A 20,123-nucleotide genomic window follows, 5' to 3' on the forward strand; every position below is an offset into this window, starting at 1 on the left:
TGAAAGGACGAACGAACGCGCGTGTCCGTTCACTCACTCAGCGTGACGTCATCGTCGACGCGGACGATCAGTCGGCGGCCCGGCGCTCCTGCGCGGCCAGGGCCAGCAGCTCCTCGGCGTGCGCGCGGCCGAGCTCGGAGTCCTCCAGACCGGCCAGCATCCGCGACAACTCCCTGACCCGCCCCTCCGGGTCGAGGGCGGTGACGCCGCTGCGGGTCACCGAGCCGTCGTCGGACTTGGCCACCAGCAGGTGCTGGTCGGCGAACGCGGCGACCTGCGGCAGATGGGTGACCACGATCACCTGCGCGGTCCGCGCCAGCCGGGCCAGCCGGCGACCGATCTCGACGGCCGCCTTGCCGCCCACCCCGGCGTCCACCTCGTCGAACACGAACGTCGGCACCGGGTCCGCGCCCGCGAACACCACCTCGATGGCCAGCATCACCCGCGACAGCTCACCGCCGGAGGCGCCCTTGTGCAGCGGCAACGGCGGCGCCCCCGGGTGCGCGACCAGCCGGATCTCCACCTCGTCGGCCCCGTACGGGCCGAAGGCGTCCACCGGGGTGACGGTGACCGCGATGCGGGCGTGCGGCATCGCCAACGCGGCCAGCTCCTCGGTGACCGCGCGGGAGAAGCGCTCGGCGGCGCGCGTCCGCACGCCGGTCAGCTCGGCGGCGATCTCGCCCAGCCGCCCGCCCAGCTCGGTGTGCTCGGCGCGCAGCTCGGCGATCCGCTCGTCGTCGCCCTCGAGCTCGGCCAGCCGGCGCGCCGACCGCTGCGCCCACGCCAGCACCTCGTCCAGGTCCTCGCCGTACTTGCGGGTCAGCCCGGTCAGCTCGGCCCGCCGCTCCTGGACCACGCCCAGGCGCGCCGGGTCGGCCTCCACCGACTCGGCGTACGAGGCCAGCTCGGTGCCCGCGTCGGAGATCAGGTAGCCGGCCTCGGCGAGCCGGTCGGCCAGTTGCGCCAGCTCCGGATCGTGGTCGCGGACGGCGTCCAGCGCGCCCCGGGCGGCCCCCAGCAGGCTCACGACGTCGGCCGGGGAGACGGCGGTGGAGGCGGGGTCGCCCAGCAGGGCCTCGTGGGCCGTGGTGGCCGCGGTGCGCAACGCGTCGGCGTGCCCGAGCCGCTCGGCCTCGGCGGCCAGCTCGGCGTCCTCGCCGGGCCTGGGGTCGGCCTTCTCGATCTCCTCCAGGCCGAAGCGGAGCATGTCGGCCTCCTGGGCGCGCTCGCGGGCCCGGGTGGTCAGCTCCTCCAGCAGCGCGCCGACCTGGCGATGCCGCTGGTAGGCGACCGTGTACGCGCGCAGCGGCTTGGTCAGCGCGTCGCCGGCGTACCGGTCCAGCGCCGCGCGCTGGCGGCCGGGCTGCAGCAGCCGCTGCTGGTCGGACTGCCCGTGCACGGCCACCAGGTCGTCGGCCAGCGTGATCAGCAGGCTCACCGGCACCGAACGGCCGCCCAGATGGGCCCGCGAGCGGCCCTCCGCCGACACCGACCGGGTGATGATCAGGGTGCCGTCGTCGAGCTCCGCGCCGGTCTCGGTGACGCGGGCGACGACGCGGCCTCCGGGGTCGACGACGATGCGGCCCTCGATGGTGGCGCGCCCGGCGCCGGGACGCACCCGCTGGGGGTCGGCGCGCCCGCCGAACAGCAGCCCGAGGCTGGTCACCACCATCGTCTTGCCGGCGCCGGTCTCGCCGGTCACCACGTTGAAGCCCGGGGACAGATCGAGGACGGCCTCGTCGATCACGCCGAGGCCCGCGATCCGTACCTCCTCGACCATCGGCCGCACGAGCGTCACACCCTCTCCTTGGTCGACGGTCCGAGATTATCCCTCTCGCGGCGGGTCGCGGTCCCTCCGGCCCGCGTCGCCGGCGCCCGGCCGGACCCGTCCGCGCCAGCCCGTCACGGGCAGTCCGAACTTCGTCACCAGCCGGTCGGTGAACGCCGTCCGGTGCAGTCTGGCCAGCTTGACGGGCGACGCGCCGCGCCGTACCTCCACCCGCGCGCCCGGGGGGAGGCCCACCGTACGACGCCCGTCGCACCACAGGACGGCGCGGGGCGTGTCGGGCAGCACCTCCACCGCCACCACGGAACTGGGCGACACCACCAGCGGCCGGGCGAACAGCGCGTGCGCGCTGATCGGCACCACCAGCATCGCCTCGACCTCCGGCCAGACGACGGGCCCTCCGGCGGAGAACGCGTACGCGGTCGACCCCGTCGGAGTGGCGCAGACCACACCGTCGCAGCCCCAGTGCGACAGCGGCCGCCCGTCGATCTCGGCGACCACCTCCAGCATCCGCTCGCGCTCGGCCTTCTCCACGGTGGCCTCGTTGAGCGCCCAGGTGGTGGCGTCCACGGTGCCGTTGCGGCGGACCGTCACGTCGATGGTCATGCGCTCCTCGACGTCGTAACGCCGCTCCACGACGCGCTCGACGGTGGCGGTGAGGTCCTCCCGCTCGGCCTCCGCGAGGAAGCCCACATGCCCCAGGTTGACCCCCAGCAGCGGCGTCCCCGACATACGCGACAGGTCGGCGGCCCGCAGGATGGTCCCGTCGCCGCCGAGCACCATCACCAACTCGGCGTCCTCGGCCGCCGCGGCCGAGGTCGGCATCACCTCGACGTCGGCGCACCGCAGGTCCCGCGCCTCGTCGTCCAGGACCCGCACGGTGATGCCGGCCTTGGTCAGCCGGTCGATCACCAACTCGGCGCTCCGCACGGCCTCGCGCCGCCCGGTGTGCGCCACCACCAGCACCGACCGCCCGCTCACCGGAACCCCTCCATCCCGACCCGCCGGCGCCGCGCGCTCACCGGGGGCCCTCCGACACGGCCCTCGCCAGATCCGTCTGCTCGAGGGGCGGTGCTCCGGCGCGCAGCCACAGGAAGTATTCGACGTTGCCCGTCGGACCGGGCAGCGGGCTGGCCGTCACCCCGAGCACGCCCAGGCCGAGCGCGGCGGCGTGCTCGGCGACGTCGCCGACGGCCGCGGCCCGCAACCCGGGGTCACGGACGACGCCGCCCGCGCCGACGCGTTCCCTGCCGACCTCGAACTGGGGCTTGACCATCATCAGATAGTCGGCCTCGGGGGCGACGCACGCCTGGATCGGCCCCAGCACGAGCCGCAGGGAGATGAACGACAGGTCGCCCACCACGAGCGTCGGAGGCTCGCCCGGAATCTGCTCGGGCCTCAGCTCGCGGACGTTCACCCGTTCGAGCACGGTGACCCGATCGTCGGTCCGCAGCGACCACGCGATCTGGCCGTACCCCACGTCGACGGCCGTCACATGGGCGGCGCCGGCGCGGAGCAGCACGTCGGTGAACCCGCCCGTGGAGGCCCCGGCGTCCAGGCAGCGGCGGCCCCGGACCGACAGCGCCTCGAACGCCTTCAGCGCGCCGGCCAGCTTGTGACCGCCGCGCGAGACGTACTCGGGGCCCTCGGACGCGGACTCCACGACGATGGCCGCGCCGGTCTCGACCTGCGTGGCCGCCTTCGCGGCGGTCTGTCCGCCGACCCGCACCCGGCCCTCCTCGATCAGCTCGCGCGCCTGCTCCCGGGACCGGGCCAGCCTGCGCCGCACCAGCTCCGCGTCGAGCCGCCGCCTCGTCACCGGCATACGCCCGCCTCCCCGGCCCGCACGGCCCGCACTCCGGCCGCGCCGGCTCCGACATGGCCCGCGACGCGCCCGAGGGCCCCGCCACGGCCCGTTCGGAAGCCGTCCCATCGCGGGGTCACGGACGCCCGCCAGGGCGCGGAGGGACCATACCGGGCACCGGGCCGCGGGGCGCCGGCACCTCCTCGTCGACGGAGGCCAGCACCTCCTGCAGCCCCCGGTGCACGTCCTCGAAGACCTCGACGTGCCCCGACACGGGGAGCCCGACCAGACGGGTCAGCCCGCCGACCACGGCGTCGACCCGTTCGTCCCCGGTGGGCTCGACCGCGAAGCGGTCGCGCATCGGAACGATCTCCGGCGGCACCGTGACCGGCCGGATCTGCGCAGGCGGCGCCTCGCCGGCCGACTGCGGACGCGGCGCGGGCACCGCCGAGGCCGGGGACGCGGTGCGGTCGAACCCGCCGTGAACGTCCGCCGCGCCCGTCGCGGGGGACGTGTCGGGCGTGACCGTACCGGAGCCGGTGATCATGGGATCGGGCGCGCCGGCCGGGGGGACGGGCCCCGCCGGGTCCGCCATCGGTCCGTCGGACATGTGCTCCTCCACCGTCGGCCCGGGCCGGTGCTCCGCCCGAAGTCGCTTCCGCGTCGTGATGAACGCTACCGTCCTGGGACGACATCGTTGGCGACCGATGGGGGAACGGCCTGACCATGGCGAACGAGGAGGAATGTCGGACGGCGCTGGAGGTCATCCGCACCCGGCTCGGCGATGTCGACGCCGACCGGTTCGCCCAGCACGTCGTGGAACGGACCATCGTCTGCCGCATCCCCGACCTCGGGCTGGCGCTGCGTTCCAGGATCCACGCGGGCGGCCTGGAGCCGTTCGAGCCGACGGACGACCCCCGGGCCGGCCAGGTCCAGGTGACGGTCGGCAGCGACGACCTGGTGGCGCTGGCGAACGACGAACTGCACGCCGCCAGGGCCTGGGCCACCGGACGACTCAAGATCGAGGCCGGGGTCCGCGATCTGCTGAGGCTGCGCCGGCTCCTGTGAACCGCGCCGGCCCCGCCCACCGGTCGCGGCGGACGGGGCGTCGCGACTGGTGTCAGTGCGCCCGGTAGGCCCTCGGCAGCCTGAGACCGCGCTCGGCCATCAGCTTGCGGAGCCGGTCGGGGTAGTCGGTGATGATGCCGTCCACCCCGTCGTCGATCAGCTTGGCCATCGTGGCCTCGTCGTCGATCGTCCACGGGACGACCTTGATCCCCATCCGGTGGGCCCGCCCGACCATCTCCGCGGTCACGTACGGGCGGTACCCCGGGTCGGTGACCTTGCCGTTCTGGGGGAAGCCGTGCACCGGGGAGAACACCCGCACCCCGAACGACCGGATCGCCGCGAGCGGGTCGCCGCCGAAGTCGTCGATGTCCAGGCCGCCCAGCCACGGGGAGGCTCCGGGCTGCCCGGTCTGCAGGAAGTCGTGGTTGGTCAGCGCGATCCGCGGCAGCCTGGGCTCGACCTGGCCCATCCGCATCAGGGCGCCCCAGTCGAAGCTCTGGATCGTGACCTGCCGCAGCAGCCGGGCCCGCCGGACCTCCCGCGCGGTGATCTGGACGAACTGCTCGCGCGGCGCCGTCTCGTGCGGGGCCCCCGCCTCCACCTTGGTCTCGACGTTGAGCTTGACCCCGTACGCCCGGTAGCGGTGGACCAGCCCGAACACCTCGCGCAGCAGCGGCATCCGCGCGCCGGGGACGGCCCGCTGACCGGGGAACTCGGCCAGCGTCTGCGAGCCGCAGTCCATGGTGCGGACCTGCGCGAGGGTCAGCGTGTTGATGTACCTCCCGACGTAGGGGAACTCGGGGTCGCCCGGCGTGAGGGGCGCGGTGTCCCGGCACTTGCGGGGGTTGATCCTGCGGTCGTGCGTCACGACGGCCTGCCGGTCCTCGGTGATCTGCACGTCCAGCTCGAGGGTGCTCACGCCGAGTTCGAGCGCGTTCGCGAACGTCGGCAGGGTGCTCTCGACCATCAGCCCCAGCCCGCCGCGGTGCGCCTGCAGGTCGAACGCGCGGCGCTGGATCTCGCCCCGTCCCGGGTCCGCCGCCGCCGGGACGGCCGCGAGCGTGCCGCCGGCGAGCGCGGCGGTCGTGACGGCAAGGGCGACCTGGGCGGCCTGGCGCCATCGGTTCATCGAGGTGGATCCTTTCACTGGCGACACGGGTCGGGAACGACCCCGCCGAGCCACCGTCGAGGATCACCCGGGCGGCCGGGCGTGCACCAGATGAGGCCCGGACGAATCTTTCGTGATCACAACCGGAACTCGTCCTCGCCCGCGCCGAAACCCGCCCGTAGGCCCGAAACGGCACCCGCCGGCCCCGATCACCCCAGGTCGAGACGGCTCAGCGCCGTGGTGACCGCCTCGGCGTCGACCGGGGCGTCGGTCTCCCATGCGGCGCCGCACAGGGCGCGCAGCCCGTCGTAGGGGTCGCCCTCGCCGACCAGTTCGATCTCCTCGCCGGCGCGTCGTGCCGTCCAGCCGCCGCACCGATGCCCGCCGGCCTCGTACCGAACGGGCGGGTGCGGAACGAGCAGCCCGCGCAGGTCGGCGGCGATATAGGACGGACGGTGCCGGGGCGCGGCGGTGAGCGCGGTGAGCGGGTCCGTGACCCCGGTGAAGACCAGCAGGCTGTCGGCCCCGCCGTTGTTGGCGCCCTCGATGTCGGTGTCGAGCCGGTCGCCCACCACCAGGGGCCGCCGCGCGCCGGTCCGGTCGATGGACTCCTGGTGGAGCGGCCTCTCCGGCTTCCCGGTGACGATCGGCTCGACGCCGGTCGCCGCCCGGATCACCTGGAGCAGCGACCCGTTGCCGGGCCGGGGCGTCCCGTCGCCGCCCGGAATGGTCAGGTCGCCGTTGGAGCCGACGAACAGCGCCCCCTGCCCGACCGCCCGGGCCCCCTCGGCGATCGACCCGTACGACAGGCCCGGGTCATAGCCCTGGACGACGGCGGCGGGTCGTTCGGCGGCCGTGGACACCGGCGTCAGGCCACGGGCGCGCAGCGCCTGCCGCAACCCCATCCCGCCGACGACCAGGACCCGCGCCCCGGCCGGCAGCCGCCCGGCCAGCAGCGTCGCCGCCGCCTGCGCGGAGGTCACCACGTCCTCCGCCGAGGCCGGCACGCCCACCCGGGTGAGCAGCGCGGCCACGGCGCTGGGCGTCCGCGAGGCGTTGTTGGTCACGAAGGCCAGCCGCTGCCCGTCGGCCCGCGCCTTCTCCAGCGCCTCGGCCGCCCCCGGGACCGGGTGATGTCCGACGTACACCACACCGTCGAGATCCAGCAGCGCGACGTCGTACGCCTCGCTCAGTGGCCGATCGCACTCGCGCACGTGATACCCCTTCTGGTGCCCATGGCCGGCGCGCAGCGGCTGCGCTCCTCCGGCCTCGTCGTGACGCCGTTCGCTCGTGATCGCACTCGACGCGGACCCGCCGGAACGGGTCGATCCACGCCGCCCCGTCATCGTCCGGGGGCGGGGCCGACCCCGCATCCCCCGTCCGTGGGAGATCGCCGGTGATCGCACCGATCAGCGCCGGGAGGCCAACGTCGCGCGCGCGTGCCGGAGCGCGTTGTTGTAGTGCTTGTTCTCCGGCCGCATCGCCACGGCCAACGCCAGGTGCTCGACCGCCGCCTCGAACTCCCCCATCCGGGACAGCGACAGCCCGAGCCCGAACAGGGCGTAGTCCTCCGAGGGGTTCTCCTGAACGATCCAACGGAAGCTGTCGGCCGCCTCGGCGAAACGCCGCGCACCGTACTGCGCCCGCGCCAACGCCTCCCGGATGCTCCGCGAGGACGGCTCCGCCTCGGCGGCCCGCTGCAACAGTTGAACGGCGGCCGCCGGGCTTCCCGACCCGAGCAACTCCAGCCCCCGCGTGTACCACTCGTACACGCCCCCGCTCGGCTCAGCCCCCTCACGCCCACCCGCGGGCTCCTGCGGCGCGGCGGACGCCTCGGGCCTCTCCTTGGCCTCATGGCCGGTATTTCGCTCGTCGCGCGCCGGCGCTTGCTCCGGGTTCTCCTGCCCCGCGCCGGTGTCCGGCGCACCATCGGCATCCGATTCTCGGCCCACGCCTGAACCTCCCTTCGGCCCCGACCCGCCCTCGGCCTTCGGCTTTCCTCCCGATACCGGGGAGCCGCTCCCACTCCGAGCAGCGCCCTCAAGCGGGGCGCCGCCGGGGTTCGCCCGGGGTGTCGTCTCCGGTGCCCCGTCGTACCCGTCGCTCGTACGGAGGCCGGCGCGTGACCCGACTCCGTCCGGCCCGTCCGCCGCCACGGGCTCACCGCCACGCGACCCAACGGCCCCGGGCCTCCCGGCGGCGGCCGACCCACCCGCCTCCGGCTTGTCTCGGGCGGCCGAAACACCCGCCTCGGACCTTTCGCGGGCGGTCGTCTCCGGCCTTCCGGCGGCGGCCGAGACTCCCTGCGCGGCCCGTCGCCTGCCCGCATCGGGCTCTCCGGCCGGGCCGGGCGCACCGCTCGCGGCCGGCGATCCGCTCCCGGCCGAACCTCCGCGTACGGGCATCACCCCGCGTTCACCGGCAGGGGCGTCCGAGGCCTCGGACGTTCGGGGGGCGGGGGCGGCGCCGGGGGAGCCGCGTTCTTCGCCGGGGGAATCCTCCGGTCCCTCTGGTCCTTGTATTCCCATATGGACCTCCCGTCCGACCCCGATCACGACCGTACCCGGTCACCGGGCTTCGTTGCCTCCCCAACTACCATGCCCACGGTGGACGCCGATCTCCCCTATGGCATGACTCCGGAGGATTTCAGCGCCCGGGTCTTCGGTGTCGACGAGCCCGGCCGCGGGGCCGAGGACGGTCTGGTGTTGCGTCCCTTCCGGGGCGTGCGGTTCGCCCCGGAGGTGGTCGGCGATCTCGCGGCCGTGACGACCCCGCCGTACGACCTGATCGACGACGACGAGGTCGGACGACTCATGGCCGGCGACGGCCACAACGTGGTCCGGCTGATCCTGCCGCGCGGCGCCAACGACGAGACCGCCCCCCTCAGGGCCGCCGACACGCTCCGCGACTGGCTCGCTGACGGAGCGCTCATCGTCGACGACGAGCCCGCCCTCTACGTGTACGAGACCACCACCCCTGACGGCACCCGCCAACGAGGCCTCATCGGCGCCGTCGGGCTCCGAGCCGAGTCAGAGCGCGTCATCCTCCCCCACGAGAATGTCTTCCCCGGCCCCGTCCGCGACCGCCTCGACCTGATGACCGCCACCGGCGCCAACCTCGAACCCATCTTCCTGATCTACGACGGCACCCCCGACCCCAAGGACGTTCACCCGAGGCCCGGCGATACGGGCGGCTCGGGAAGTGCCGGCGCGGGTGGCGTGAGCGATGCCGGCGCGGCTGTCGGTCGTGTTGACGGTGGAGGGACCCTCAGTGGTGGGTCGGGTGTGGTCGCGGAAGTCGTGGACGAGGTCGCCGATCGGGAGCGGCCGGTGCTGGCGTTCCGGGCGGACGACGGAACGGCGCATCGTCTGTGGCGGGTGACCGATCCGCGGGTGCATGCGCGGGTCGCGGATGGGCTGCGGGGGCGGCGGGCGTTGATCGCCGACGGGCACCATCGGTATGCGACGTACCGTGCGTTGCAGGCGCGGCGGCACGCGGCGGGCGAGGGGCATGGGCCGTGGGACTACGGGCTGGCCCTCCTGGTCGACTCCGCGCGGTACCCGCCGCATCTTGGGGCCATCCACCGCGTGCTGCCGGGGCTCGGGCCGGAACAGGCCGTGGAACGCGCCAAAGGCGCGTTCCACGTCAGCGCGCCGTTCGGGGGGCCGGAGAAACTCGACGCCGCCGTCAAGGCCCTGGGCGAGGTGCAGGGAACCGGTTTCCTCCTGGCCGGCGGAGACCGGCTGCATCTGCTGGCCGGGCCCGATGAGGGGCTGTCGGCCGAGGTGATGCCCCCGAGCACTCCGAGCGGTGGCGTCGGCTGGACACGGCGGTGTTGGACAGGCTGCTCATCGATCGGCTGTGGTGTGTCGACGCCGATGAGCACACCGTCGAGGTCGTCCACGACGATCCGGCCGCCGCGGTCGAGCGGGCCCGGCGGACCGGGGGCACCGCCGTCATCCTGAACCCGGCGGCGGTCGCGGACGTGCTGGCGGTGGCCGAGGCGGGGGAACGGGTGCCGCGCAAGTCGACCTCGTTCGGCCCCAAGCCGCGCACCGGCCTGGTGATGCGGCTGCTGGAACTCGGCTGAAGCGGATCATCGTTCACCTCCCACGGGCCCGGCGGAGGACCCTGTACCTACGATGAGAGGCGCGGGAGGATCACATCAAGCGCCGGGAAGAATGTGGACAACCGTCTCGAGTGGAGTCGTCGATGAGCAACGTGAAGCCGCTGGGCGGCGACGTTTACGAGATCGACACCCGCATGGCCGGATACGCCGGCATCACGGCGGGCTATCTGATCCTGTCCGACCGGCCGTGCCTGGTCGAACCCGGGACCAGCGGCTCCGCCCCGACCGTCCAGCGGGCGCTCACCGAACTCGGGGTCGGGGCCGAGGACCTGGCGACCGTCGTCGTCACCCACATCCACCTGGACCACGCGGGCGGCGTCGGCGACATCGCCCGGATGTACCCGCGATCCGAGATCGTGGTCCACGAGAAGGGAGCCCGTCACCTGGCCGATCCCGAGCGGCTGATGCGCAGCGCCCGCATGGTGTTCGGGGACCTGCTCGAACCCCTCTTCGGGGAGCTGAAGCCGACCGACGCGGCCCGGATCCGGGCGGTCGAGGAGACCGGAGAGATCGACCTGGGCGGCGGCCGGAGGCTGCACTCCCACCACTCCCCCGGGCATGCCAAGCATCATGTCGGCCTGCTCGACTCCCTCACCGGCGACCTGTACGTCGGCGACGCGGCGGGCATCTACATCCCCAAGACCGCCGACGTCCGCCCGGCCACTCCGCCGCCGGACTTCGACCTGGACACGGCCCTCGCCTCCTTGGACAAGTTCCAGGCACTCCGCGCCCAACGCCTGCTCTTCGCGCACTACGGGCCGGTGGACGCGGTGTCGGACACCCTGGAGCGCTCCGCCGAGGAGCTGCGGATCTGGGTGGACGCCGTCCGCGACGCGCGCGACCAGGGGTTGGACCTCGACCATGCGGTGGCGGCCGTTCAGGAACGCACCCTCGGCCGCTACAAGGCGTACGGACCGGACGCCGATCCGGAACTGGCCGAGAAGTACGAGATGTTGAACGGCGCGGCGAGCAACGTCGCCGGCATCATCCACTCACTCGACAAGCACGCCTGATCCGGCCTTCCACGCCCGAACGATCCCCGAGTGGAACGCGCGGACATGCACCCCGACGTCATCGCCCCCCGCGGACGGCCCGGACGTTCGCGGCCACCCACGAAGACGACCCCCGGCCCGAACACCGCGACATGGGCCCCGGCCGCATGCCACATGGGCGTGGGCGACCCAATGCACACGCCGCGTTCGAGCGAGGCCGTTCGACCGAACAGCACCCCGAACCGGGCGGCCATCACCCGCGACGGAGCGACGCGGGCTCAGGCGCGGAACGGCCCGGTGACCTCAAAGGTGTGGCCGTCGCCGCCGCCGATCGCGCCGCTCCGGCCGCGTTGTGAGGAGAAGTAGAGCCGCGAGCCGTCAGGAGAGAACGCGGGCCCGGTGATCTCGGACTTCTCATGCCCCACGACCTGCAGGAACGGGGTGACCACGCCGTTCGGCGTGATCATGTTGATCTGCATGTCGCCACCGTCCTCGGCCACGTACAGGTCGCCCGAACGGGTGCCGGTGATGTTGTCGACACCGGTCAGCGGGGCCTCGCCGCCGGTCACCAGATCGTCGTCGTAGGCCAGCCCGAGGGTCGACGCGGCGGCGTCGTACGCCCAGACCCGCCCGTCCCCCTTGGTCGTGAAGTAGCAGACGCCGTCGGTGTAGTAGCACCCTTCGCCGCCGTCGAAGCGCATGGCGCCCTCGACCTGGTTCCGGGTCGGCGTCGTCCATACCCGCGGGTTCGGTACGCGCCTCCAGGTGACCGGGCCCGTTCCCGAGCCGATCAGGACCTCCAGCGTGCCGCTCGACAGGTCGCCCCAGGTGGCGGGGACGAAGCGGTAGAAACAGCCGTCGCCCTGGTCCTCCGTGAGGTAGACGACCTTGCGAACGGGGTCGCAGGCGGCGGCCTCGTGCTTGAAGCGGCCCATGGCGGGGCGCTGGGCGGCCGGCCTGCCGCCCTGCGGGTACGTCTCGTACACGATGCCGAGGTCGTACTCCTCGCACGACAGCCAGGTGTCCCACGGCGTCGCGCCGCCCGCGCAGTTCAGCGTGGTCATGTTGAGGATGCGGTACGCGTCGGTGACGGTGCCCGACGCGTTGAAGCGCAGCGCCGACGCGCCGCCGATCAGCGGCACCTCCGAGTTGCTGACGTAGATCCATCCGTCGGCGGTGGGGAAGCAGGCGCCGCCGTCCGGAGCGGAATGCCAGGTGTGTCGGGTCCCCGGCACCCGCTGCAGCGATCGTGCCACCACCCTGCCCGTGAACCCGGCCGGGAGGCGGAGCCCGTTCGCGTCGGCGGCCTGGAGCGGCCCGTACGGACCGGCACCGGGCTGGGCGGGGCCGCGCGGAACGCCCGTGGCGGCGAACGCCCGATGCCAGAGCGCCCCGGAGAAGGCGGTGGCGCCGCCGGTCAGGGCGGTGGCGCGGAGGAAGGCACGTCGGTTCGACCCGGTCGGCATGGTGCTCCTCAACTACTCGGCGACGATCACAGGAGTCGACCACCGGTGGGTGACACCGGCCGCGCCGGCCGACCATGGTGTGGTGAATATCGTGCCAAGGACGGGTGAGGTCAAGTCCCGCCATGCCCGACACGCCGCGGCGGCCGACGCGATCCGGTGATCATGGCGTCGCGCGGCCGCCGCGGCCCTGTCCGTTCGGCGTGGATCAGCCCGGCCCCCGCCGGCCGTCGTCGTCGCCCTCATCGCCGTCGGTGGGCTCGGCGTCCGGGGCTCCGGAGGCCGACGCGACGCCATCCTCCTGCTCCGTGCCGTCGTCCTGAGCGGGCTGCTCCGCCTGTAGGAACTCGGGCATCGGGGGAGCCCCCGCGGCCTTGAGCACCTCCGGCCTCGGAGAGGCGTCCGGCACCTGGGGAACCTCCCATGCCCGCTCGGAGTCGCGAGCGGACTCCGGGCCGTCGACATCTTCGAAGGGCTCGCCGCTCTCCTCGGCCGCGTCGGACCGCTCACCGACCTCGTGAACGTCCTCCGCCTCGGCCTGGAAGGCCGCTTCCGCCTCCTCCGCGTCGGATGGCTCGCTCGGCCCAGACTGCAGCCCCGAAGGGGCCCTCGCCTCCTCGGCCTCGGGAGCATCGGCGGGCTCTTCCGAACCCGACTCCGTCTCCCAAGGTCCCTGGGCCTCGCCCAAGGGCCGTTCGGCCGTGTCCTGTCCTGAGACCGGTCCACCCAGCCCCGCAATGCCGGATGGCTCGTCTGAACCGACGTCCACGCCCGACTCCTCCGGCCCCGAGGCATCGGACGGCTCACCCGAGCCGGCCTCCAGAACCGAGGGTCCCCGCCCTGAATCCTCGGACGGTCCGCTGAGACCAGACTCCGTCCCCGGAGACCCGGGCGCCTCGTCCAGCCCAGAGACTTCGGGCTCCGCCACCGGAGGGCGTTCGGCCGAGGCGGCGGGCGCATCGGTCCCGGGAGGCGTCACGTCCTCGGGGCCGGCCGGGGTCTCCCCGATGTCGCTCACCGATCCCGCGTGGGCCTCCGGCTCCGGAGCACCGGACGGCTCGGCCAGATCGGGCCGGGAGTCGCCCTCGGCCTCCTCCAGGTCGATGATCTCCAGACCCTCGAGCTCCGCGTACCGCTCGGCGGCGTCGGTCTCGTCCTCGCGGTCGGCGGCGGCGGCGCGGGCGAACCACTCGCTCGCCTCGCTCTTGCGTTCCGTCGCCAGCAGCGCGTCGGCGTACGCGTAGAACAGTCGCGCGGTCCACGGCTGGAGCCGCTTGTCCCGCAACTCGGGCATCTGCAGCGCCACGACGGCGGCGTCGTACTGTCCGAGGTCACGGCGCGCCCCCGACTCGACGATCCGCAGTTCGACCCGATCCGCCGTGTCGAGCTTCCGGGCCGCCGGCGACTTCGCCAGGTCCAGGGCTCGTTCCGGACGGCCGAGGCCGCGTTCGCAGTCGGCGAGGATCGGCAGGTACGCCTCCTCGGTGTCGCGGAGCCGCCGCGCGGCCCGCAGCTCGCCGAGGGCCTCCGACCACTCTCCCGCGTAGTAGGCGGCCAGCCCCGTGGCCTCCCGAACGATGCCGACCCGCGAGGCGAGCCGCCGCGCGGCCTGAGCGTGCCGGTAGGCGGTCGCCGGGTCCTCGTCGATCAGCCGCCCGGTCATGACCAGGTGCCGGGCCACCTTGGCGGCCAGGTCCTTGGGCAGGGTGCGGAGCTCGACGCGCGCCTCGGCGTCCAGTTCCTCGCCGGTCACGTCCTCGGGGATCTCCGGCCCTTGGGGAACGGGCCGTTCCCGCTGCTCGTCCCTCCGGCCGTCGCGCGGACCGAAGTCGCGCCTCCCCGGCCCTCCGGAACGCCCACCGCGCTCATCACGTCCCTCGGGACGCCGATCCTCCCCGCGCCCGACGCCCCGGCGTTCCCGCCAGGAGTCACCCGGTCCGCCGCTCCGCGCCCCCGGACGTCGATCGTCCCCACGTTCCGGACGGTCGTTCGACCAGCGCCGCTCTTCCTGACGCGGCCCACGACCCCGGTCGGAGCCGCCGTCGCGCCGCTCCCGATACCCGCCGGAACGGTCCTGCGGCCCGCGCTCCTCACGCGGACGTCCACCGGCCCCACGTCCGCCGCCGTCCCGCCGCTCACCGAACCCGCCCGGGCGCCCCTCGGACGACCCCCCGGAGCGCCCCTGCGACTCCTGGCCGCCACGGGCTCCTCCGTAGGACCCGCGGCCCTCGGAACCCCCCGAAGGCCCCTGCGACCCACCCGACGTATCGAACGACCGACGGCCGCCCTCATCACGCCGATCACGGAAACCGCCCGAACCACCCCGGGAATCCCGACCACCGTCGCGCCGATCCCCCGACCGATCCCGGCCTCCACGGCCCTCCTGGAAGCCCCCGGAACGCCCCTGCGACCCACGGCCCTCGCCTGCACCACCTTCATCCCGACGACCACGGAACCCACCAGCGCCGCTCTGCGAGCCCCCCGAGCCACCGCGGGAGCCCGCGTACGAGCCCTTACCGGCGTCATCCCGAGGACCACGGAACCCACCGGAACGATTCTGCGGCTCACGGCCCTCACCTGAGCCACGACGCCCGTCATCCCTGCGGCCCTGGAAGCCCCCCGAACGCCCCTGGGAACCGCCTTCGTCGCGACGGTCGCGGAAACCCTCATGACCGCCTTGCGGCCTACGGCCCTCCGCCTGGCCCCCCTCGTACGGACCACGCCGGTCGTCACGCCGATCACGGAACCCACCGGGCCGCCCCTGCGACTCGCGGCCCCCGCCGTCCCGCCGATCCCCGGAACGACCCCCACGGTCGTCATCCCGGCGACCCTGCGACCCACGGCCCTCGCCTACGCCACCTTCATCCCGACGACCACGGAACCCACCGGGGCCGCTCTGCGACCCACGCTCACCCTGACCACCGCGGGGACCCGAGAACGAGCCCCCACCGGCGTCATCCCGGCGTTCCCGGAAGCCGCCCGGGCGGCTCTGCGACCCACGCTCGCCGCGAGAGCCCCCGAACGAACCACCGCCGCCTTCATCCCGACGACCGCGGAACCCACCAGAGCCGCTCTGCGACCCGCGCTCACCCTGACCACCACGGGGACCCGAGAACGAGCCCCCACCGGCATCGTCGCGACGGTCGCGGAAGCCGCCCGGGCGGCTCTGCGGCCCACGCTCGCCGCGAGAGGCCCCGAACGAGCCTGTGCCGCCTTCATCCCGACGACCACGGAACCCACCGGGGCGACTCTGGGACCCGCGCTCGCCCTGACCATCCCGAGGACCTGAGAACGAGCCCTTACCGGCATCGTCGCGACGGTCGCGGAAGCCGCCGGGGCGGCTCTGCGGGCCTCGCTCGCCGCGAGAGGCCCCGAACGAGCTTGTGCCGCCTTCGTCCCGACGACCGCGGAAGCCGCCGGGGCGGCTCTGGGGGCCGCGCTCGCCCTGACCATCCCGAGGACCTGAGAAGGAGCCCTTGCCGGCGTCGTCCCGACGTCCGGGGGGACCTCCTGGGCGGTCCTGCGGTCGGCGCTCTCCGCGGCCCTTCCCTGAACCTTCGAACGAGTTCGGGCGCGCGTCATCGCGGCGGTCGCGGGCGCCGCCGGGGACGGTCTGCGACCAGCGGTCGCCGCGGTCGGCACCGGAGCGATCCGACGGACGCCGGGACGATTCGGGGCCGGAGCCTTCACGGCGGTCCCGGAAGCCTCCGGGACGGTCCTGCGACCATCGGCCGCCGTCCTGGCGGGGGGCCTGCGAGTCGCGGCGGCCCTTCCACGGACCCGAGGGGCGCTCACCGTCCCTGCGGTCACGGTCGTCGCGCCGGGGGCCGCCCTGGGGGCGGCTCGCACCCTCGCGGCCGGGCCCGCCGGAAGGACGTGCGCCGCCGAAACGCGGACGCCCGGAATCGCGCTCGTCGTCGCGGCCCTTGTGTTCACCTGAGAACCGCCCGCCCGGGCCGGAGCGGCCTTCGGAGCCCTTTCCGTCGCGATCGCGTCGGCCGCCGGCCTGCGGAGCGCCTGAGCGCGGGGGCTGTCCACCGCCTCGGCCTCCCCGAGAGGGACCCCCCTGGCCGGCAGGCGCCCCGCGGTATCCGCCCTTGCCCTGCTCGCTACCGCGCCGCTCGCGATTGCCACCGCTGCGACGGTCCTCTTCCGCGCTCATAACGTCCGTCACTGTCGTCGTTGCCCGTTGGACTCTTCCAGTTTATTTGGCAGGCCCATGACATGAGTCGGGGCCTGTCTCCAGGGCAGTACCCCGGGGACAGGCCCCAATCCAAAAAAGTGTCCGGCGGTGTCCTACTCTCCCACACGGTCTCCCATGCAGTACCATCGGCGCTGGAGGGCTTAACTACCGGGTTCGGAAAGAGACCGGGTGTTTCCCCTCCGCCATGACCACCGGAACGCCCAACCCCCACACACGCGGGTGTGGGGAAAACCGTGGGCGAACCGAGCCCCCCTTTTTTGACGGGGGGTGGACGGCTCGTATTCTGTTGTTCGGTTCACGGAAAACAACTGTTTGTTCTCTGTGAACCGCATAGGGACGCGAACATCACGCAGAAGATGCGGAGTGTTGTTAAGCCACTCGGCCTATTAGTACCGGTCGACTCCACCCCTCACAAGGCTTCCATCTCCGGCCTATCAACCCAGTCGTCTACTGGGAGCCTTACCCCACCCGAAAGTGGGAGGGAGACCTCATCTCGAGGAAGGCTTCCCGCTTAGATGCTTTCAGCGGTTATCCCTACCGAACGTAGCCAACCAGCCATGCCCCTGGCGGGACAACTGGCACACCAGAGGTTCGTCCGTCCCGGTCCTCTCGTACTAGGGACAGATCCTCTCAAGTCTCCTGCGCGCGCAGCGGATAGGGACCGAACTGTCTCGCGACGTTCTAAACCCAGCTCGCGTGCCGCTTTAATGGGCGAACAGCCCAACCCTTGGGACCTACTCCAGCCCCAGGATGCGACGAGCCGACATCGAGGTGCCAAACCATCCCGTCGATATGGACTCTTGGGGAAGATCAGCCTGTTATCCCCGGGGTACCTTTTAGCCGTTGAGCGACATCCCTTCCACACGGAGATGCCGGATCACTAGGCCCTGCTTTCGCACCTGCTCGACATGTCTGTCTCACAGTCAAGCTCCCTTGTGCCCTTGCACTCGACACCTGATGACCAACCAGGCTGAGGGAACCTTTGGGCGCCTCCGTTACCTTTTGGGAGGCAACCGCCCCAGTTAAACTACCCACCAGGCACTGTCCCCCACCCCGATCAGGGGCGCGGGTTAGACGCTCGAAACGACCAGAGTGGTATTTCACCAACGACTCCACCCGAACTAGCGTCCGAGCTTCACAGTCTCCCACCTATCCTACACAAGACGCTCCCAACGCCAATACCAAGCTATAGTGAAGGTCCCGGGGTCTTTCCGTCCTGCTGCGCGAAACGAGCATCTTTACTCGTACTGCAATTTCGCCGGGCCTGTGGTTGAGACAGCGGGGAAGTCGTTACGCCATTCGTGCAGGTCGGAACTTACCCGACAAGGAATTTCGCTACCTTAGGATGGTTATAGTTACCACCGCCGTTTACCGGCGCTTAGATTCTCAGCTTCACCCTTACGGGCTGACCGGTCCTCTTAACGTTCCGGCACCGGGCAGGCGTCAGTCCGTATACAGCGTCTTACGACTTCGCACGGACCTGTGTTTTTAGTAAACAGTCGCTTCCCCCTGGCCACTGCGACCGCCCCCAGCTCCCACCGCGAAGGCGTTCACCGGAAGCGGCCCCCCTTCTCCCAAAGTTACGGGGGCAATTTGCCGAGTTCCTTAACCACAGTTCACCCGAACGCCTCGGTATTCTCTACCTGACCACCTGAGTCGGTTTAGGGTACGGGCCGCCGGCACACTCGCTAGAGGCTTTTCTCGGCAGCATGGGATCACTCACTTCACCTAAAACGGCTCGGCATCACATCTCACCCTGTGCGCGCGACGGATTTGCCTATCGCGCGGGCTACATGCTTACCCCAGGACGACCACCGCCTGGGCTGAGCTACCCTCCTGCGTCACCCCATCGCTTACCTACTACCCCCTCGGGTCCCAGCCTCCCCCGCGCACGGGCCCGAAGGCCCGAACGAAGGATCGGGTGGTCAGCATCAGAGGGTTCGATATTGGCGCGTGCCCGCGGGTACGGGAATATCAACCCGTTATCCATCGACTACGCCCATCGGCCTCGCCTTAGGCCCCGACTTACCCTGGGCGGAAAAGCCTGCCCCAGGAACCCTTGGTCAATCGGCGCGCACGTTTCTCACGTGCGAATCGCTACTCATGCCTGCATTCTCACTCCGGCAACCTCCACACCAGGTTCACACCGATGCTTCACCGGCTTGCCGGACGCTCCCCTACCCACCCACACCATAAGGCGCGGATGCCACGGTTTCGGCGGTGTGCTTGAGCCCCGCTACATTGTCGGCGCGGAATCACTTGACCAGTGAGCTATTACGCACTCTTTCAAGGATGGCTGCTTCTAAGCCAACCTCCTGGTTGTCACGGCAACTCCACATCCTTTACCACTTAGCACACGCTTAGGGGCCTTAACCGATGATCTGGGCTGTTTCCCTCTCGACTACGAAGCTTATCCCCCGCAGTCTCACTGCCGCGCTTCACTTACCGGCATTCGGAGTTTGGCTGACTTCGGTAACCCGGTAAGGCCCCTAGGCCATCCAGTAGCTCTACCTCCGGCAAGAAACACGCGACGCTGCACCTAAATGCATTTCGGGGAGAACCAGCTATCACGGAGTTTGATTGGCCTTTCACCCCTAACCACAGGTCATCCCCCAGGTTTTCAACCCTGGTGGGTTCGGGCCTCCACACCGTCTTACCGGCGCTTCACCCTGCCCATGGCTAGATCACTCCGCTTCGGGTCTACAGCATGCGACTAAAACGCCCTCTTCAGACTCGCTTTCGCTACGGCTACCCGACACCGGTTAACCTCGCCACACACCATAACTCGCAGGCTCATTCTTCAAAAGGCACGCCATCACCAACCCCCAAAGGGGCCGACGGCTCTGACGGCTTGTAGGCACACGGTTTCAGGTACTATTTCACGACCCCTCACCGGGGCACTTTTCACCTTTCCCTCACGGTACTCGTGCACTATCGGTCACCAGGAAGTATTCAGCCTTACCACGTGGTCGTGGCAGATTCACACGAGATTTCACGGGCCCCGTGCTACTCGGGAAAACACCCCAAGGAGACACCACGATTTCGTCTACCGGACTCTCACCGTCTACGGTCGGCCATCCCAGACCCTTCGACTACCGCGATGTTTTATGACTCCCCGTCGGACTGGTAGACCCGACCGGATGCTCCCACAACCCCGCACACGCAACCCCTACCAGGTATCACACGCGCACGGTTTAGGCTCCTCCGCTTTCGCTCACCACTACTCACGGAATCACTCTTGTTTTCTCTTCCAGCGGGTACTGAGATGTTTCACTTCCCCGCGTTCCCACCAACCGCCCTATACATTCAGACGGCGGCGACACCCCATGACGGGTGCCAGGTTTCCCCATTCGGAAATCCCCGGATCGGCGCCTGGTTGCCGGCTCCCCGAGGCATATCGCAGGCTCCCACGTCCTTCATCGGCTCCTGATGCCAAGGCATCCACCGTGTGCCCTTAAAAACTTAACAACAATGACCACAAATCAGCGATCAAAGATGCTCGCGTCCACTATGCAGTTCACAAAAAACAACCAGCGACCACACCACACCCCGACAAGGGCGGGCCATGG

At 71.4% G+C, this 20,123-nt stretch carries 14 protein-coding genes and 2 rRNA genes; 5 read left to right on the plus strand and 11 right to left on the minus strand.

Annotated features, from left to right (window positions below; translation table 11 throughout):
* Positions 1-67: 67 nt before the first annotated feature.
* The 4 genes from recN to DFJ69_RS33380 form a co-directional block, all read right to left on the minus strand.
* Positions 68-1,780 (minus strand): DNA repair protein RecN, encoded by a 1,713-nt coding sequence (gene recN / locus DFJ69_RS33365; protein WP_116027078.1) that lies wholly within the window; start codon positions 1,778-1,780, stop codon positions 68-70.
* Positions 1,781-1,825: 45 nt separating this feature from the next.
* Positions 1,826-2,767: an NAD kinase gene (locus DFJ69_RS33370; RefSeq protein WP_116026253.1), complete on the minus strand. Its 942-nt coding sequence runs from the start codon at positions 2,765-2,767 to the stop codon at positions 1,826-1,828.
* Between the two features lie 37 nt (positions 2,768-2,804).
* The gene (locus tag DFJ69_RS33375; RefSeq protein WP_116026254.1) at positions 2,805-3,611 is read right to left on the minus strand and encodes a TlyA family RNA methyltransferase; all 807 of its coding nucleotides are present in this window, start codon (positions 3,609-3,611) and stop codon (positions 2,805-2,807) included.
* 115 nt (positions 3,612-3,726) lie between these two features.
* Complete coding sequence (locus DFJ69_RS33380; RefSeq protein ID WP_116026255.1) at positions 3,727-4,200, minus strand: hypothetical protein; 474 nt, start codon at positions 4,198-4,200, stop codon at positions 3,727-3,729.
* 116 nt (positions 4,201-4,316) lie between these two features.
* Here DFJ69_RS33380 and DFJ69_RS33385 point away from each other — a divergent pair, with 116 nt between their 5' ends.
* Positions 4,317-4,658, plus strand: coding sequence for an SCP2 sterol-binding domain-containing protein (locus tag DFJ69_RS33385; protein ID WP_116026256.1), 342 nt, complete (start codon positions 4,317-4,319; stop codon positions 4,656-4,658).
* A 52-nt stretch (positions 4,659-4,710) separates the two neighbouring features.
* Here DFJ69_RS33385 and DFJ69_RS33390 read toward each other — a convergent pair whose 3' ends face one another.
* The 3 genes from DFJ69_RS33390 to DFJ69_RS33400 form a co-directional block, all read right to left on the minus strand.
* A complete protein-coding gene (locus DFJ69_RS33390; RefSeq protein ID WP_116026257.1) occupies positions 4,711-5,787 on the minus strand; it encodes a glycerophosphodiester phosphodiesterase family protein in 1,077 nt (358 codons plus the stop codon).
* A 188-nt stretch (positions 5,788-5,975) separates the two neighbouring features.
* Positions 5,976-6,980, minus strand: coding sequence for an HAD-IIA family hydrolase (locus tag DFJ69_RS33395; protein ID WP_211328906.1), 1,005 nt, complete (start codon positions 6,978-6,980; stop codon positions 5,976-5,978).
* Positions 6,981-7,175: 195 nt separating this feature from the next.
* Positions 7,176-7,718: a tetratricopeptide repeat protein gene (locus tag DFJ69_RS33400; RefSeq protein ID WP_245974679.1), complete on the minus strand. Its 543-nt coding sequence runs from the start codon at positions 7,716-7,718 to the stop codon at positions 7,176-7,178.
* Positions 7,719-8,372: 654 nt separating this feature from the next.
* On the opposite strand from DFJ69_RS33400, the gene DFJ69_RS35985 reads away from it, so the two are divergent.
* From DFJ69_RS35985 to DFJ69_RS33415, 3 genes are all read left to right on the plus strand, one after another.
* A complete protein-coding gene (locus DFJ69_RS35985; RefSeq protein ID WP_425453411.1) occupies positions 8,373-9,731 on the plus strand; it encodes a DUF1015 domain-containing protein in 1,359 nt (452 codons plus the stop codon).
* A gap of 20 nt (positions 9,732-9,751) precedes the next feature.
* The gene (locus DFJ69_RS34740; protein ID WP_170177486.1) at positions 9,752-9,856 is read left to right on the plus strand and encodes a DUF1015 family protein; all 105 of its coding nucleotides are present in this window, start codon (positions 9,752-9,754) and stop codon (positions 9,854-9,856) included.
* Between the two features lie 122 nt (positions 9,857-9,978).
* Entirely contained in the window at positions 9,979-10,908 is a 930-nt protein-coding gene (locus tag DFJ69_RS33415) for an MBL fold metallo-hydrolase (RefSeq protein WP_116027080.1), read from the plus strand.
* Positions 10,909-11,165: 257 nt separating this feature from the next.
* Here the strand turns inward: DFJ69_RS33415 and DFJ69_RS33420 are convergent, their stop codons facing one another.
* Positions 11,166-12,353, minus strand: coding sequence for an alkaline phosphatase PhoX (locus DFJ69_RS33420; protein ID WP_116026261.1), 1,188 nt, complete (start codon positions 12,351-12,353; stop codon positions 11,166-11,168).
* Between the two features lie 205 nt (positions 12,354-12,558).
* Positions 12,559-14,103, minus strand: a complete 1,545-nt coding sequence (locus tag DFJ69_RS35990; RefSeq protein WP_245974680.1) for a hypothetical protein — start codon at positions 14,101-14,103, stop codon at positions 12,559-12,561.
* 915 nt (positions 14,104-15,018) lie between these two features.
* On the opposite strand from DFJ69_RS35990, the gene DFJ69_RS33435 reads away from it, so the two are divergent.
* Positions 15,019-15,639: a hypothetical protein gene (locus DFJ69_RS33435; RefSeq protein WP_116026263.1), complete on the plus strand. Its 621-nt coding sequence runs from the start codon at positions 15,019-15,021 to the stop codon at positions 15,637-15,639.
* Positions 15,640-16,633: 994 nt separating this feature from the next.
* Here DFJ69_RS33435 and rrf read toward each other — a convergent pair.
* A 5S ribosomal RNA gene (gene rrf, locus DFJ69_RS33440) occupies positions 16,634-16,750 on the minus strand.
* Positions 16,751-16,919: 169 nt separating this feature from the next.
* Positions 16,920-20,022: ribosomal RNA gene (locus DFJ69_RS33445) — 23S ribosomal RNA — on the minus strand.
* Positions 20,023-20,123 lie beyond the last annotated feature (101 nt).

The organism is Thermomonospora umbrina, assembly GCF_003386555.1.
GTDB classification, from domain to species: Bacteria; Actinomycetota; Actinomycetes; order Streptosporangiales; family Streptosporangiaceae; genus Thermomonospora; species Thermomonospora umbrina.

Coding starts and splice junctions, on each gene's coding strand:
- DFJ69_RS33420 (WP_116026261.1), bottom strand. CDS start 12,353: ATGCCGACCGGGTCGAACCGACGTGCCTTCCTCCGCGCCACCGCCCTG.
- DFJ69_RS33415 (WP_116027080.1), top strand. CDS start 9,979: ATGAGCAACGTGAAGCCGCTGGGCGGCGACGTTTACGAGATCGACACC.
- DFJ69_RS33390 (WP_116026257.1), bottom strand. CDS start 5,787: ATGAACCGATGGCGCCAGGCCGCCCAGGTCGCCCTTGCCGTCACGACC.
- DFJ69_RS33385 (WP_116026256.1), top strand. CDS start 4,317: ATGGCGAACGAGGAGGAATGTCGGACGGCGCTGGAGGTCATCCGCACC.
- DFJ69_RS33380 (WP_116026255.1), bottom strand. CDS start 4,200: ATGTCCGACGGACCGATGGCGGACCCGGCGGGGCCCGTCCCCCCGGCC.
- DFJ69_RS33375 (WP_116026254.1), bottom strand. CDS start 3,611: ATGCCGGTGACGAGGCGGCGGCTCGACGCGGAGCTGGTGCGGCGCAGG.
- DFJ69_RS33435 (WP_116026263.1), top strand. CDS start 15,019: ATGACCGCCTTGCGGCCTACGGCCCTCCGCCTGGCCCCCCTCGTACGG.
- recN (WP_116027078.1), bottom strand. CDS start 1,780: ATGGTCGAGGAGGTACGGATCGCGGGCCTCGGCGTGATCGACGAGGCC.